Origin of the sequence: Paenibacillus sp. FSL R7-0128, from assembly GCF_038002245.1 — a bacterium.
GTDB classification, from domain to species: Bacteria; Bacillota; Bacilli; order Paenibacillales; family Paenibacillaceae; genus Paenibacillus_AQ; species Paenibacillus_AQ silagei.
In genome coordinates this window covers 2020712-2036128 of sequence record NZ_JBBOCD010000001.1, presented here as the reverse complement: position 1 = coordinate 2036128, position 15417 = coordinate 2020712, and the positions used below count along the sequence as shown (strand labels likewise).

Sequence of the window (15417 nt, the reverse complement as noted above, 5' to 3'; positions counted from 1 at the left end):
TATGGCTGGCGTTACTGCTGCCTGCCATACCTTGGTGGCTTGCTCTGCTCTTATCCTTCAGGGTGTTCTGAAGGTTCCACCGGTTGTGCCGGAGTAACCGCCGGAGCAGCCGGGGCCGGTCTGGTGACGACAGAGGTTATGGGCGCCGCTGTATGTCTCACCACGTCCTTAGGCTCCGCCTTGCCCTTGGTCAGCCCTTTGATCAGCGCCTCGACATCAATGCCGGACACGCTTTTGAGCATTTCAGGGGCTGTGGACATCAGTTGGGTCACATAATTACTGACACGCGCAGCTCCTTCACCATTGCCGGTATCCACCACAGTCAGCTTGTCGATAGACGCCAGCGGCTCGGCAATCTTCCCGGCCAGCTCAGGCAGCATTTTGACGATAATATCGAGAACCGCCGCTTCGCCGAATTTCTGGAAGGCTTCTGCCAGCTTCTCCTTGGCTTCCGCTTCCGCCAGACCGCGCAGACGGATAACTTCAGACTCTGCTTTACCTTTGGCCAGCTCTGCATCCGCAATCGCCTGACCTTCCAGCCGCTTCTGCTCGGAGGTTGCCTTAGCCTGAGTCTCAATGCTGTACTGCACAGCATCGGCTTCACGCATGCGCTTGGCCTTGTCGGCTTCCGCCGCCTGCTCGACCGCATAACGGTCTGCTTCCGCTTTCTTCTTCACTTCTGCATCATACTGCTTCTCACGCACCTGGATTTCCTTCGCCTGAATATCGATTTCGCGTTCCTTGCGGACCAGCTCAACCTTCATCTGCTCTTCCACCACGGTCTGCTTGGCACGCGCCTCCTGAATGTGGTACGCCTGGTCGGCTTCCGCTTTGGCAGTATCCTGATCGCGTTTGAACGCTGCGACCTTGAGCTGGTTCTCCTTCGATGCTTCGGCGATGTTGGTATCCCGCAGCAGCTCCGCCTTCTGCCCCTGCTCCTCGGCATTGGCCTTCTGAATCCGCGCATCACGGACAGCTTCCGCTTCCGCAATCTCCGCATCCCGCTTCACTGCGGCAATCCGCGGTTTACCCAGCGCTTCCAGGTATCCGTGCTTATCACGTACGTCCTTGATGGTAAATGAGACAATCTGGAGTCCCATCTTCTTGAGGTCACGGGCGGCAACCCCCTGAACCTCCTGGGCGAAGCGGTCCCGGTTGCGGTAGACCTCTTCTACGGTCATCGTACCAAGAATCGCCCGCAGATGTCCTTCCAGCACTTCCTGCGCTTCACTCTTCAGGGATTCAATCGGCTTGCCCATGAACTGCTCGGCTGCTGTTGCCACATCTTCCGTGGAGCTGCCTACCTTGATGATGGCGACCCCGTCGGCAATGACCGGCACGCCTTGCTCCGTATAGACCTCCGGGGTCGTCACATCGAGCTTATGGGAGAGCAAAGACATGAACTCCGCTTTCTGGAAGACAGGCAGAATGAACGCACCGCCGCCGCGGACGATTTTGATTTTGCGGCCGGAGCCGTCATCTGATATATGATTGTTGCCCAGGAAGGAACCGGTGACGATCATGCCTTCATCCGGGCCAACCGTCTTGTAACGCGCCCAGAAGGCGAGTCCGAGGACAAGCAGTACAGCGATTACTATCGCAGGTATAAACAGGGATTCTGGAATATTTTCTAGCATCATAAGTCCACTCCTTTTCTCTCTTCGAATTCAGACACAAGTGCTACACCCTCACGTACCTCAACTACTACAACCTTGATTCCGGCCGGCAGTGCATGCTGCTCGAAGCTGGCCGCCGTATGCAGGCTGTTACCTGCACCGAACTTCACCATAATCTCACCGTAGCCTGTGCCGGGGACCGGGACGGTAACCTCACCGATCTTACCCGGCAGTTCATTCATGGAGAAGCCGTTCGACATCTCACTGTTCCTCATTGGCTTCACTACCACCAAATGCATCAATACGCCCATGAATGCCGCAACCAGCAGGGACAAGGCAAGAATCACGCCATCTTCCAGTCCGCTGTAGCGGCCCAGCAGCATGCCTGCTCCACCGAATACAGTGATCCCTCCTGCCAATAGGGTAGGATTCAGGAAATCAAAGGATACGATGTCAAAAATCCCGTCCAGAGCGCTCCCGATCAGGTCGCCCAACACTACACTCACTAAGGCAAATAAAATACCCAGCGCCAAACAGCCCAAATACAGCGTTTGCATTATAGTCTCCTCCCGTCGATACTTCCGGACTGTCATACTAGTATAAACGCAACTGTCATGCCCTTGGTTTCACAAAGTTGGGTATTGCTCTCATTAATGTATGCCGGAAGCGGGAAAATTAACAGACCAAAGAAGCCGCCCCCGTAGATGGGAAGCGGCTGTACTGTCGATGGCTGACTTACAAAGCCAGCTTATAAATTTCAACTACGTCCTGACGCTCCAGCTTGCGGAAGTGGCCGAACGGACCGAAGCGGACCGCCTTGTCGGCCATGCTGCCGATTTCACTGTCGTCGATGTCGTAATCGCCGAGCGTCTTCGGAGCGCCAATGGAATCCCAGAAGCGGCGGAGCGCTTCAATGCCTTCGAGGCCGGTCTGTTCATCGGTTTTGCCGGAAGGGTCAATGCCGAACACGTTCACAGCCAGCTGGCGGAAGCGGGCAGGATTCGTGCTGAGGTTATATCTCATCCACTGCGGGAAGAGAATTGCCAGGCCGCCGCCGTGAGGAATATCATACACAGCGGATACAGCATGCTCAATGTTGTGCGTAGCCCAGTCACCGGCAAAGCCCATGCTGACCATTCCGTTCAGCGCCATCGTCCCGCAGTACATAATAGTCTCGCGAAGCTCGTAGTTGTTCAGATCTTCAATCAGCTTAGGAGCCGTCTCAATCACGGTACGAAGCAGAGTTTCCAAGAAGCCGTCCTGTAAAGGCGTATTGCTGTCTGTATGGAAATAATGCTCCAGCGTATGGGACATGATGTCCACCATACCGTACACCGTCTGGTCGCGCGGCAGGGAGAAGGTGTTCTCCGGGTCAAGGATCGAGAAGGCCGGATAGGCATGGATGCTGCCCCAGCCCATTTTCTCCTGGGTCACTTCGTTGGTGATGACCGAGCCGTTGTTCATTTCGGAGCCGGTGGCTGCCATTGTCAGCACGGTTCCCAGCGGAAGCGCACCTTGAGGTGCGGCCTTGCGTTCTACGAAGTCCCACATATCCCCTTCATATTTCGCTCCGACGCCCACCGCCTTGGCACAATCGAGCACACTGCCGCCGCCGACGGCAAGAATCAGGTCAATCTGATTCTCACGGCACAACGCTACACCTTTATGTACCGTTGAGAGACGAGGATTCGGCTCCACTCCGGCAAGCTCGGTAACTACGGCACCAACCGCAGCCAGCTCGGCAATGACGTTATCGTACAAGCCGCTGCGCTTGATGCTGCCGCCGCCGTACATCAGCAGTACGTTCTTACCGTATTTCGGCACCTCGGTACGGAGTGCCTGCAATGTTCCCTGTCCGAAAATAAGCTTGGTCGGGTTATAAAATTCAAACTTGCGCATATGGGTAAACCTCCATGAGTATGTGAATGTGAAGCACTGTCTATTATAGTCCTCCAGCTTGGCGCATTCAAATCGCTGAGTTCTCCTCAGCAGGACACGCAGAAATGCCCCGCCGGTACTCCGGCAGGGCGATATCTTATGAAACGGGCTCAAACCTATCCAGACTTAGTTAAAACCGCTGCTGTTCAGGAACCGGCGGAAGGCCGCCTGCCCTTCCGGCGTGCGTTTGTAGACTCCGGCATGCTCCAGAATGTGAGTGAACTTCGTACCCACCTCATTCTGGATGGTCTTCACCGCTTCTTCTCGGTTCAAGGAGGTGCCGAAGCGGCTTACCAGTTCGGTAATCCATGAAGTGTGTAGCGCCATCGGATGCTCCTGGCCTTGGCTCTGGACATCTCCGAGAAGCGCAGTGTCGCCCGCCAATATGCCAGCGATGGCGTCAAGCTCTTCCTTGAGCCGCCCCGGTAGAATCGCCAGACCCATTACCTCAATCAGGCCGATGTTTTCCTTCTTGATATGGTGCATCTCCCGGTGCGGGTGGAAAATCCCTTCGGGATATTCTTCGCTGGTCCGGTTGTTGCGCAGCACCAGATCCATCTCGTAGCCGCCGTCCTCTGCCCGGCGCACGATAGGGGTAACGGTATTATGCGGAACACTCTCACCGTCCTCTTCACTGAACGCCAGCACTTCGGCGGCCGGATCGCTGTAAGTCTTCCAGGATTCGTAGATATGGTTGCCTGCCTCCAGCAGCACCGCCGGATCTTCGGCATGCATCCGCAGCACGGACATCGGCCACTTTACTGTGCTTAAACTGACGCCGGGATACGAGGCATGAGTGAAGGTGTCCTCTTTGGGCGCCTTCTGGATCGGGAACGTATGCCGTCCGCCCTGGAAGTGGTCATGCGTCAGAATGGAGCCGCCGACAATCGGCAGATCGGCATTCGAGCCGATGAAATAATGCGGGAAGGCTTCCACGAAGCTAAGCAGACGCTTCAGCGTATCCTTCGTCAGCTTCATCGGCACATGATCATGGTGGAACACAATGCAATGCTCGTTATAGTAGACATAAGGCGAGTACTGGAAGAACCACTTCTCGCTGTTCATCGAGAGCGGGATCACGCGCAGGTTCTGACGCGGCGGGTGATTGACCCGGCCGGCATAGCCGACATTCTCGCGGCAGAGCTGGCACTTCGGATAGACCGGAGGCGGAAGCAGCCGGGCCATGGCGATTTCCTTCGGACTTTTCTCCGGCTTGGAGAGGTTGATCGTCATCTCAATATCCCCGTACGGCGACTCCTGAAGCCAATACACATTCTTCGCAACACGATCCATACGGATATAGTTGGAATCAATGCTCAGCTTATAAAAGCGGTCCGTTGCCGCCTGAATGCCCTGTGCCGCCTGGATCGCGGCGAACTCCGCATTCACCTCAGACGGGCGGGCCATCAGAAGGCCCATAATCTTCGCATCCAGCAGGTCGCGGTAAGTATCCGTATTCTCCGGGATCAGCCCGAGACTGAACCCGTAATCAATCAGCTGGTCCAGCGGGGCCTGCGGGCTGTCCAGCGGACCTTCAGTGAACTCGCCGGGATACGGCTCGCTGAAGCCGAACTGGTCCAGGAGTTCATTGCGGCTGTAATCCACATCTGCTGGCTGAATAAGTCCCGTATGTCCGGCAAACAGAACCAGCTGTTCAATCGCATACAGCGCCTTCTCAGCGGCAGCAGCCGTACTATTATCGTTCTGCATTTCATTTCTCCTTCTATGGTGCCTTATGCGGCGCTTTGCATTCTGTCTATTTCACCTTCGGGCAACAAGCAGAATTGCTTCTTACTCCCCGTATCCTTGCGGATTGGCAGAGTGCCAGCTCCAGGCGCTCTGAATAATGCCTTCCAGATCGGCATGCTGCGGGTCCCAGCCCAGAACCTTGCGGGCTTTGTCAGAGGAAGCGACGAGTACTGCCGGATCTCCGGCGCGGCGGTCCTGAACCACAACCGGAATGTCCAGGCCGGTAACCTTCTTCGCAGTCTCAATGACCTGCTTCACAGAGAAGCCCAGGCCGTTGCCCAGGTTGAAGATATTGCTTGCACTGCCGCTGCGCAGATAAGTGACTGCACGGACATGCGCATCCGCCAGATCGCTGACATGGATGTAGTCGCGTACGCAGGTTCCGTCCTCTGTCGGATAGTCTTCCCCGAACACTGCAATATTCTCGCGCTGCTTCAGCGCAGCCTGGAGCACCAGCGGAATCAGATGGCTCTCCGGACGGTGGTCTTCGCCGATCTTGCCGCTGGCGTGTGCGCCTGCGGCATTGAAGTAGCGCAGCGCCACATATTTGATGCCGAGCACTTTGTCGAACCAGGCCATCATGCGTTCCATGGTCAGCTTGGTCTCGCCGTAGACATTCGCAGGCTCGGTGCGGTCAGTCTCTTCGATAGGCACCTTTTCCGGTTCGCCGTAGGTGGCGGCAGTGGAGGAGAAGACGATTTTATCCACACCAGCATGCTGCATGGCTTCTAGAAGACACTGCGTTCCATACACATTGTTGTCGTAGTATTTAACCGGGTCCTTCATGCTCTCGCCCACCAGGGAGCTGGCTGCGAAGTGAATCACCGCTTCGATCTCATTCTCGGAGAACAGCTTCGCCAGCAGCGCCTTGTCGCGCAGGTCGCCCTCGTACAGCTTGCCGCCCAGCAGCGCCTCGCGGTGCCCTGTCAGCAGATTGTCGATCACCACAACCTCTTCCCCGCGGTCCAGCAGCTCTGCTACTGTGTGTGAACCGATGTATCCTGCGCCGCCCGTTACCAGAATCGCCATCTTATTTCACTCCTTTCAATTCTTCCACGCCGTTGCCGATGCCGCATACATAGAATTCGCCGGTCAGGCCGGTTCTGTTCTTGTAGGCTTCTCCAACTTCCGTTATGAACCGCTGCACATCATCCTCGTGTACCAGCGATACCGTGCATCCCCCGAATCCGGCCCCTGTCATCCGTGATCCCAGTGTGCCAGGAATGCGCTGCGCTTCTTCCACCATTACATCCAGCTCCTCGCAGCTGACTTCATACAGGTCGCGGAGGGAGACATGAGAGTCATTCATGTACAGGCCGAATTGCTTCAGATCATTGTTCTTCAGCACCTCCACCGAGTCAAGCACACGCTGATTCTCCTCCACTACATGGCGGGCCCGGCGTCTGACGGTTTCGTCCGTAATTTTATCCTGATGAAGCTCGAATTGTTCAGGTTTCAGCTCAGCCAGATAAGACAGGCCCGGCACCTCTTGCTTAAGAATAGCCAGAGCCTCGTCACACTGGCTCCGGCGCTCATTGTACTTGGAGTCCACCAGACCGCGCTTCTTGTTCGTGTTGCCGATGACCAGCTTATAGCTGCCTGTCACGAATGGGACCAGGCTGTATTCCAGCGTATCGCACATCAGCAGGATGGCATGGTCGCGCTTGCCGTTGGCTACAGCGAACTGGTCCATAATCCCGGAGTTCACGCCGACATACTGGTTCTCCACACGCTGGGACAGCAGGGCCAGCTCCACCGTATCTATCTCTCCGCCAAGCAGCGTCAGGAAGGCGAAGCCTGTGACTACCTCGATCGAAGCGGAAGAGGACAGACCCGAGCCGTTAGGAATTTCACCGTGGAACAGGAGGTCATAGCCGCCGGATAGCAGAAGATCCTTCTTGGCCAGTTCTACCAGCACACCCACCGGATAGTCAATCCATTCGCCGGTCTTGGCTTTGCCGATCTCGCTATAGTCAATAGAAGCTTCGTAAGGTAAATTCGTCGATGCGAATTGAACCTTGCCGTCTGCACGCGGGCGCACGATCAGCGTGGTGCCGAAGTCCAGCGCCGCCGGGAAGACGTAACCTCCGTTGTAGTCCAGATGCTCTCCGATCAGATTCACGCGGCCCGGAGCGTAGAATACCCTTGCTTCTTCCTTGCTTTCCCCATATTTCTCAATAAATTTGCTGTTCAGTTCCTGTGTGCTCAACATTGCCACTCCACCCTTTCGCTGCTTGCGCTTTGGAATTCAACTTACGTCCTTCATGCTTACATTATAATAAAATCAGACTTGCCCTGATAATGCAATCATGTGTGCAATATATGGACAAATGTGACTTTCGTATCTGAAAAGACTATACTCGGTATGAGGAAAAGTGAACGGGCGCTCCCTATACACTTAGCTGTGGAAGCGTTCTGCTCAGGAAAGGCGGCTTGCAGTGCAACATACCTATTCAGTAGGATCAAATCCTGTCTATTACGATAAGCAGCTGCTGCATGTACTCTTTGCGGGAGAGAGCCAGACCCTCCCGCTGCATCAGGCAGGTCCCAAGATCTACGATTACTATCTGCTCCATTATATTGAATCAGGCTCCGGGGTCTTCCGGACAGAGGAGCATACGTACGAGCTGGGAGCCGGAGACTGCTTCCTGATCCACCCGGGCCAGCTGGTCAGCTACATCTCGGATCAGCAGGCGCCCTGGCGTTACCGCTGGGCCGCCTTCACCGGCGCCGATGCCGGACAGCTTGCGGAGCAGGCGGGCTTCGCGCCGCTCGCCCCGGTGCTGTCTACCGCAGGCGGCAGTGTAATACCCGGAGCGCTTGCCGGGATGATGTCCGCCTTCTATGCCAATAAGGAGAGTGCCGCCCTGACCTCTCTGGGGTATCTGTACCTTATCGCCGGCGAAGCGGCGGAGCTGCTGGTCTCCTCCACCCGGCTGCCGGGTGCGGAATCACAGATCAAGCGGACGGTGAAGCAGATGATTCACTACATGGCTTCTCAGTATGCCCATCCGGTCTCGATTGAACAGATGTGCGGCTCTCTGGGGTATAACCGTGCTTACCTCTCCCGCATCTTCAAGCAGGAGACGGGGCTCTCTCCGGTCACTTACCTGCTGAAGCTGCGGGTGGAGAAATCCCGCCAGCTGCTGCGTGAACGTCCCGAGCTGTCCGTGGAGCAGGTAGCGGCATCGGTCGGACTGACTGATGCCCTGTATTTCTCCCGGCAATTCAAGCGTTTCTACCGCCAGTCCCCCACCGCTTACCGCCAGGCCACAGTGAACCCTGGAGAGAAATAGCTATATCGCCTAGAGCAACAGCCCGTCTCCTGAACAGGAAGCGGGCTGCTTGCATTGTTATCTATGGAAGCCGGACCTTATGGCAGCTCTTAGGCTGCGCCTTAAGCTTCACTCCTCTGTCTTAAGAATCGTTTCGATCCGGTCCAGCTCCTCCTGAGTGAAGTCACTGTGGGACAGCGCGGCGATATTCTCTTCGATCTGGCTGACCCGGCTGGCGCCGATCAGCGCCGAGGTGATCCGGCCACCGCGCAGCGTCCAGAGCAGGGCGAACTGGGCCAGACTCTGGCCGCGCGTTACGGCCATCTGGTTCAGCGCGTGGATTCTGCGCAGCACCTCCGGCGTAATCCGGCTCTCATTCAGCGCTGCCGAAGGTCCGGCTGCCCGGGAATCTCCGGGAATGCCGTTCAGATATTTATTCGTCAGCAGACCTTGCGCCAGCGGAGTGAAGGCAATACTGCCCACCCCATGCTCCTCCAGCACATCCTGAAGCCCGCCTTCAATCCAGCGGTCCAGCATGGAATACCTCGGCTGATGAATCAGCAGCGGGGTGCCCAGCTCCTTCAGGATCGCAATAGCCTGCTGCGTCTGCTCCGCCGTATAGTTGGACAAGCCGATGTATAATGCCTTGCCTGAGCGTACAGCATGATCCAGCGCTCCCATCGTTTCTTCCATGGGGGTGTCCGGGTCCGGACGGTGGGAATAGAAGATATCCACATAGTCCAGTCCCAGCCGCTTCAGGCTCTGGTCCAGACTGGACAGGATATATTTACGTGAACCCCAGTCCCCGTAAGGGCCGGGCCACATCGTATATCCCGCCTTGGTCGAGATCACCAGCTCGTCACGGTACGGCGCGAGATCCCGGGCCAGCACTTTGCCGAACAGCTCTTCCGCCGATCCGGCCGGAGGCCCGTAGTTATTCGCCAGGTCGAAGTGGGTGATTCCAAGATCAAAGGCACGGGTAATCATCCCGCGGCCATTCTCAAAGGCATCAATGCCGCCGAAATTATGCCACAGGCCCAGTGAGATGGCTGGAAGCTTGAGACCTGACCTGCCCGTGCGGTTGTAACGCATTCCTTCATACCGTTCATCACTAGCCACATATACCATGTTATATCCCTGCCTCTCGTATCTCTTTTGTGAATACCCTTCTTTAAACACACGGCCTCATAAGTAATCTTGTTCTATAAAAAAAGACTGACTGGGCGTTAGCCCAGCAGTCCCTGCACTCTACCCAGCACCTCTCCGATCCGCTCTGTTATAATCAGATCTGCCTGATCGTCATACGGGGTAGGCTCGCCGTTAAGCAGTACTGTATGCTGTCCCCTGAAGTAAGTGACCAGGCTTGCAGCAGGCTGAACCGTAAGCGAGGTACCGCCGATGATCAGCAGATCCGCCGCTGCAATGGCATCCACGGCTTCAACCAGCACTTCATGATCGAGCGCTTCCTCATAGAGCACCACATCCGGCTTGATGATGCCCCCGCAGTCCTCACAGCGCGGCACAGAGCCTTCCTGCTCCAGCCATTCCTCCAGGCCGTAATAGCGCTGGCACCCCATGCAGTGATTGCGGTGGATAGAGCCGTGCAGCTCCAGAACCCGGCGGCTGCCGGCAATCTGATGGAGGCCGTCGATATTTTGCGTAATGACCGCCTTCAGCCTCCCGCTCTCCTCCAGATCCGCAAGCAGCCGGTGGGCCCCGTTCGGCTTCGCTCCGGGATGAATCATCTTGCTGCGGTAGAAATCAAAAAAAATGTCCGGCGAGGACATAAAAAAGCTGCGGCTGAGCATCACCTCAGGCGGATAGGGGGAGTTGTGCTGTGTCTGGTACAGACCGGCTGCCGAACGGAAGTCCGGGATGCCGCTCTCCGTCGATGTTCCGGCACCGCCGAAAAAGACGATATTATTGCTTTTTTGAATCCAGGAAGCCAGTAGCTGTAATTGTTCCATAATCTACACCTGTCCTCTCTGTACCTCATTCGTAATGCATTCAGATTGTTAAGCGGAGCGCCGGATAGCCGGATACCACAATATCCGCATCCAGCAGATGGTCTGTCCTTCCGTCCGGTGAGATCCCGACTGCAAGGCGCAGTCCCGCCCCACGGCCCAGCTGCATATCCGCATTACTGTCACCGATAATCACTGTGTCTTCGGGACGCAGCTCCAGCTCCCGGCAGGCCTTCTCGGCCATCTCCGGTGCAGGCTTGCCGTACTTTACCCTGTCGCGGGTAACCACCGCCCCGAAGTACCCGGAGATGCCAAGCCATTCCAGATGCTCACGGGTAGTGGACAGATTGTCAGAGGTCACAACGCCAAGCTTCAGGGAAGCGGCGGCACACTGCTCCAGGAATGGCAATACTCCCGGCATGGGTACAGCCGTACGGCGGCGGCGAAGCTCATTCATGGCCTCCTTGGAGATGGCATTCACGCGCGTCACCGCCTCATTCCATGGAAGACCTGCTGTATAGAGCTGCCAGGCCAGAATTCCGGTGGATTCCTCAGCCGTTGCCATCGAGAGCGGACCGGCGGGATCATAACCGGTAATTCGTCCGGAAGCATCATGCGTCGTCCCCAGCACCGGGGCCAGATCGGCTCCCGTAACGGGTCTGCTGCCCATTAAAGTCAGCTGGCTGCCCAGCCCCTCAAGCACCAGTTCGGCCCAGCTACCCCAGGTGGCCAGGAGATCAAGCAGCGTGCCGTCCTTATCGAACAGGATGCCGCTTACGGGAACGGAGAGTTCATTGATGTGCAATACAGGCATTCCAGCGCTCCTTCCGCATAAGTTATATTACTTCAGGTATTCGTTGTTCATTTGCTCTGGCGCAGATTCCCCAGCCAGTCCAGCATCGCCCGGACGGTCCGCGTCTGCTGTTCATCTTCGGTAATCGTAGCGGTCCCGTCACCCTTTTGCGCGCCATAGCTGCCGAATTGGGCATGGTTACCGCCGTCAACCGACACATATACGGTATTGCCCGGCAGATAGGAACGCCCTTTGTTATAGCTCTTCTGATCTACGACTTCATCCTGCGTGCCAATCACAGACAAGACGGATAGCGTGGTGTCCTTCAGGCTGCCTTTCTCATCGGGATACGAGGCCAGAAAAAAAACGCCTTCCAGCTGGCCGGCATGATCGGCAGCGAAGCGTGAAGCCATTACGCCGCCGAGCGAATGTCCGCCCAGGACGAAGGACTGCTTCGGATGCACGCGGATAATCTCTTCGGCGGCATCCCCTTTGATTACAGCCAGATTAAGCGGCATTCTGGCAATGTAGAACGGGTGACCGGCAGCGGCAACTTTACGGGCCAGCGGCGCGTATGCTTCTGCCTTGACCAGTGCTCCCGGATAAAAGATTACGGCGGTGCCGAGCACCACTGAGGGCTCGAACGAGATCCAGTTGTCATTCTGCTCTACAGTGACTCCCCCGGCAGAGATCAGAGCGGTTTCAGCCCGTGCCTCCGGCTTATACGGGGTCAGATATCTCCATATAAACACCCCCGCCACCAGTAGAACCAACACCACTCCAATAAGCACACGGCGTCTGATTATATTCTTTTTCATTAGTGTTCACTCCCGATTCCTGCATACTGAAAATTATAAGGGAATCGGTGAATTCAAACAACCTTCAAGACTTCGCCACATCTGGCCCTATCCATTTCCAATGATAGCGCTTACTATTGTGATGTATTTCACAATTTATTGTCCGGAAATCATGTATTTTAAAATTAAAGTATCGAACCCTACGCAAACCCTAATTTCATTGGAGGTTACGTCATGACCGGGGAAAGCCCGCTTAACACGCGCGGAGAGACCTTTTTTCTTAATCTGCGCTTCATGCTTATTGTAACTGTCTTTGTGGCCAATGCGATCGAACCCCTGATTCAAGAAATGAGCGGACTTCACACGCTTTACCAATGGATCTTCAGTTTTCATATGCCGCTGTTTGTGCTGGTAACCGGATACTTCGCCCGTTCAAGCTTACACGGAGCGCCAGGACGCAAAGTCCTGCTGCAGATTGCCTTGCAATATGTTATTTTTCAGAGCCTTTACTCCCTACTTGACGCCTCCCTGTTTCATGTAAATAATATACAGCATTCCTTCTTCGCTCCTTATCTGCTGCTCTGGTTCCTGGCCAGCCACATCTGCTGGCGCCTGCTGATGCTGGGCATGAGCCGCTGGACCCGCAGCGCCCAGCTGGCCTTCGCTGTTACCGCAGGGGTGGCCGTAGGTTATCTGCAACTGGACGGGATCTGGTTCAGCATCAGCCGCACCTTTGTCTATCTACCTTTTTTTGTGATCGGGTACCATTTCTCCTTCGGGGCTTTCGTGAAGCTGTATCAGCGGTATGTCAAAAGCTTCGCCGCCGCCGCTTCGCTCCTGCTGCTCCTTGCTATCGGCCTGCTTGGCAGTAATCTCCCCATAGGCTGGCTATACGGCAGTATGACTTATATGCAGCTTGGCGCCCATGAATGGTACGCGGGTCTGTTCCGGCTCGCGGTCTATGGCCTGCAATTCATCGCTTCTCTGGCATTTCTGGGCCTGGTGCCTTACGGGTTAAGCCGCATGACCGGCCTGGGACGCCGGACCCTCTATGTTTTTCTGCTGCATGGCTTTGTGGTTCGCACGGCGGTGATTTCCGGATTGTATACCTATATCGGCAACCCGGCCGGAGCAGCGCTGCTGCTCGCCGGTGCAGTAGGATGTACAGTGCTGCTCGCCCAGCCTGCGGTCAGACGTCTGCTGAACCCGCTCGTGGAGCCGTCCGTAGAGTGGATGCTCTCCCTGCAGCGTGCCGCCATCCGGCGCTCTCTATAGAATGAAGCTGGCATTCTATATCAATTTGCCGAAGTCTATCCTATACGGAATAGGCTTCTTTCTGTATATTAGCCCAGACTTTACATGCGTGACCCCCCGACAAACTTCACACTGCCCGGTAGAAAAAACAGGATTTTTGTGATAGACTCTCTATTAACGTTCGTAACCAATCACCGCAGGGTACGTATATTTCGGGATTGCAATGCGTTAATGCGGCACTATATTCGCTTTACCAATATTGTTAGGGGGAAAAGTCATCATGGCAAACAAGAAAATGCGATCAGATATGATCAAAAAAGGCTTCGACCGCGCTCCTCACCGCAGCCTTTTGCGGGCAGCAGGCGTTAAAGAAGAGGATTTCGGCAAACCGTTCATCGCGGTCTGCAATTCCTATATCGATATTGTTCCGGGTCATGTGCATCTGCAGGAATTCGGCAAAATCGTGAAGGAAGCCATCCGTGAAGCCGGCGGGGTTCCATTCGAATTCAACACGATCGGCGTTGACGACGGGATTGCCATGGGTCATATCGGTATGCGTTATTCGCTGCCAAGCCGCGAGATCATTGCCGACTCTCTGGAAACGGTAGTATCCGCGCACTGGTTCGACGGTATGGTGTGCATTCCCAACTGTGATAAAATCACCCCGGGCATGATGATGGGCGCACTGCGCGTCAACATCCCGACAATCTTCGTCAGCGGCGGGCCGATGAAGGCCGGCGTAGACAGCAAAGGCAAGAAGCTCTCCCTCACTTCTGTATTTGAAGGCGTTGGCGCGCATCAGGTCGGCAAGATCAACGATGCTGAGCTGCTCGAACTCGAACAATACGGCTGTCCTACCTGCGGATCATGCTCCGGCATGTTCACTGCCAACTCCATGAACTGTCTGGCTGAAGCTATGGGCCTTGCGCTTCCGGGCAACGGCACCATCCTGGCCGTAGCCGAAGAACGCAGAGACTTCGTCCGCAAGTCAGCAACCCAGCTCATGGAGCTGATCAAGCTGGACCTGAAGCCGCGTGATATCGTAACCCAGGAATCGCTGGACAATGCCTTCGCGCTGGATATGGCAATGGGCGGCTCGACCAACACCGTATTGCATACCCTGGCACTTGCTCAGGAAGCCGAAATCGATTATCCGCTGGAACGCATCAACGAAGTAGCCAACCGGGTTCCTTACCTGGCCAAGCTGGCTCCGGCCTCCGATATCTTCATCGAAGATGTGGACCGGGCGGGCGGCGTAAGCGCCGTGCTGAACGAATTACTGAAGAAGCCGGGCGCAATCTTCGGCGATTGCATGACGGTTACCGGCAAGACACTGGCCGAGAATGTAACTGGCCATGAGATCCAGGATACATCTGTTATTCATACCATCGACAACCCCTATTCCCAAGTTGGCGGACTGGCTGTACTCTACGGCAACCTGGCTCCTGAAGGCTCCATCATCAAGGTGGGTGCCGTGGATGCTTCTGTTGGCGGCTATCACAAAGGACCTGCCATCTGCTTCGACTCTCAGGAAGAAGCACTGGAAGGTATCGCGAACGGCAAGGTCAAAGAAGGCCATGTAGTCGTTATCCGTTATGAAGGTCCGAAGGGCGGACCGGGCATGCCGGAAATGCTGGCGCCGACTTCGCAGATCGTCGGTATGGGCCTGGGCGCCAAGGTCGGCCTGATCACGGACGGACGGTTCTCCGGTGCCTCCCGCGGGATCAGCATCGGCCATATCTCGCCGGAAGCGGCTGAGGGCGGACCGATCGCTTTTGTAGAGGATGGCGATATCATTGAGCTGGACCTCAACAACCGCAAGATCGAGCTGCTGGTTGACGAGGAAGTGCTGGCGGTCCGCCGCCAGGGCTGGAAAGAATTCGAGCCGAAGGTGAAGACCGGTTATCTGGCCCGTTACTCCAAGCTGGTTACCAATGCAAGCAAGGGCGGCGTGCTGAAGATCTAATCGTTAGAGCCGCAGCCTTAAGCAAATGTTATGATGATATGAGCAGCACCAACCGCAAATTCGGT

The 15417-nt window shown here is 55.8% G+C and carries 13 protein-coding genes; 3 read left to right on the top strand and 10 right to left on the bottom strand.

All coding sequences use genetic code 11. The features are described from left to right. Window positions 1-50 precede the first annotated feature (50 nt). The 6 genes from NST26_RS08280 to NST26_RS08255 form a co-directional block, all read right to left on the bottom strand. On the bottom strand, window positions 51-1637 hold the full coding sequence (locus tag NST26_RS08280; RefSeq protein WP_340980819.1) for a flotillin family protein: 1587 nt from the start codon (window positions 1635-1637) through the stop codon (window positions 51-53). Beyond that, window positions 1637-2173: a hypothetical protein gene (locus tag NST26_RS08275; RefSeq protein ID WP_036722562.1), complete on the bottom strand. Its 537-nt coding sequence runs from the start codon at window positions 2171-2173 to the stop codon at window positions 1637-1639. Before NST26_RS08275 ends, NST26_RS08280 begins: the two co-directional genes overlap by 1 nt. Window positions 2174-2351: 178 nt before the next feature. Then, window positions 2352-3515 carry an iron-containing alcohol dehydrogenase gene (locus tag NST26_RS08270; RefSeq protein ID WP_340979000.1) on the bottom strand — a complete coding sequence of 388 codons (1164 nt, stop codon included), beginning with the start codon at window positions 3513-3515 and terminating at the stop codon, window positions 2352-2354. A gap of 165 nt (window positions 3516-3680) precedes the next feature. Next, window positions 3681-5264 (bottom strand): UDP-glucose--hexose-1-phosphate uridylyltransferase, encoded by a 1584-nt coding sequence (locus NST26_RS08265; protein ID WP_340978999.1) that lies wholly within the window; start codon window positions 5262-5264, stop codon window positions 3681-3683. Window positions 5265-5345: 81 nt separating this feature from the next. Beyond that, window positions 5346-6332 carry a UDP-glucose 4-epimerase GalE gene (gene galE, locus NST26_RS08260; protein WP_036696662.1) on the bottom strand — a complete coding sequence of 329 codons (987 nt, stop codon included), beginning with the start codon at window positions 6330-6332 and terminating at the stop codon, window positions 5346-5348. Window position 6333: 1 nt separating this feature from the next. Continuing rightward, on the bottom strand, window positions 6334-7515 hold the full coding sequence (locus NST26_RS08255) for a galactokinase (protein ID WP_445323316.1): 1182 nt from the start codon (window positions 7513-7515) through the stop codon (window positions 6334-6336). A gap of 226 nt (window positions 7516-7741) precedes the next feature. Between NST26_RS08255 and NST26_RS08250 the strand changes: the two genes are divergently transcribed. Next, window positions 7742-8599 (top strand): AraC family transcriptional regulator, encoded by an 858-nt coding sequence (locus tag NST26_RS08250; protein WP_339254884.1) that lies wholly within the window; start codon window positions 7742-7744, stop codon window positions 8597-8599. Window positions 8600-8707: 108 nt separating this feature from the next. On the opposite strand, the gene mgrA is transcribed toward NST26_RS08250, so the two are convergent. From mgrA to NST26_RS08230, 4 genes are all read right to left on the bottom strand, one after another. Then, window positions 8708-9706 (bottom strand): L-glyceraldehyde 3-phosphate reductase, encoded by a 999-nt coding sequence (mgrA, locus tag NST26_RS08245; RefSeq protein WP_209878428.1) that lies wholly within the window; start codon window positions 9704-9706, stop codon window positions 8708-8710. A gap of 98 nt (window positions 9707-9804) precedes the next feature. Continuing rightward, window positions 9805-10545: an NAD-dependent protein deacylase gene (locus NST26_RS08240; RefSeq protein ID WP_340978998.1), complete on the bottom strand. Its 741-nt coding sequence runs from the start codon at window positions 10543-10545 to the stop codon at window positions 9805-9807. Window positions 10546-10585: 40 nt separating this feature from the next. Then, window positions 10586-11356 carry an HAD family hydrolase gene (locus NST26_RS08235; protein ID WP_340954941.1) on the bottom strand — a complete coding sequence of 257 codons (771 nt, stop codon included), beginning with the start codon at window positions 11354-11356 and terminating at the stop codon, window positions 10586-10588. Window positions 11357-11403: 47 nt separating this feature from the next. Next, a complete protein-coding gene (locus NST26_RS08230) occupies window positions 11404-12153 on the bottom strand; it encodes an alpha/beta hydrolase (RefSeq protein ID WP_340954943.1) in 750 nt (249 codons plus the stop codon). A 213-nt stretch (window positions 12154-12366) separates the two neighbouring features. Here NST26_RS08230 and NST26_RS08225 point away from each other — a divergent pair, with 213 nt between their 5' ends. Both NST26_RS08225 and ilvD read left to right on the top strand, forming a co-directional pair. Continuing rightward, complete coding sequence (locus tag NST26_RS08225) at window positions 12367-13407, top strand: acyltransferase family protein (RefSeq protein WP_340954945.1); 1041 nt, start codon at window positions 12367-12369, stop codon at window positions 13405-13407. Window positions 13408-13666: 259 nt separating this feature from the next. Further along, entirely contained in the window at window positions 13667-15352 is a 1686-nt protein-coding gene (gene ilvD, locus NST26_RS08220; protein ID WP_036722581.1) for a dihydroxy-acid dehydratase, read from the top strand. Window positions 15353-15417: the final 65 nt, after the last annotated feature.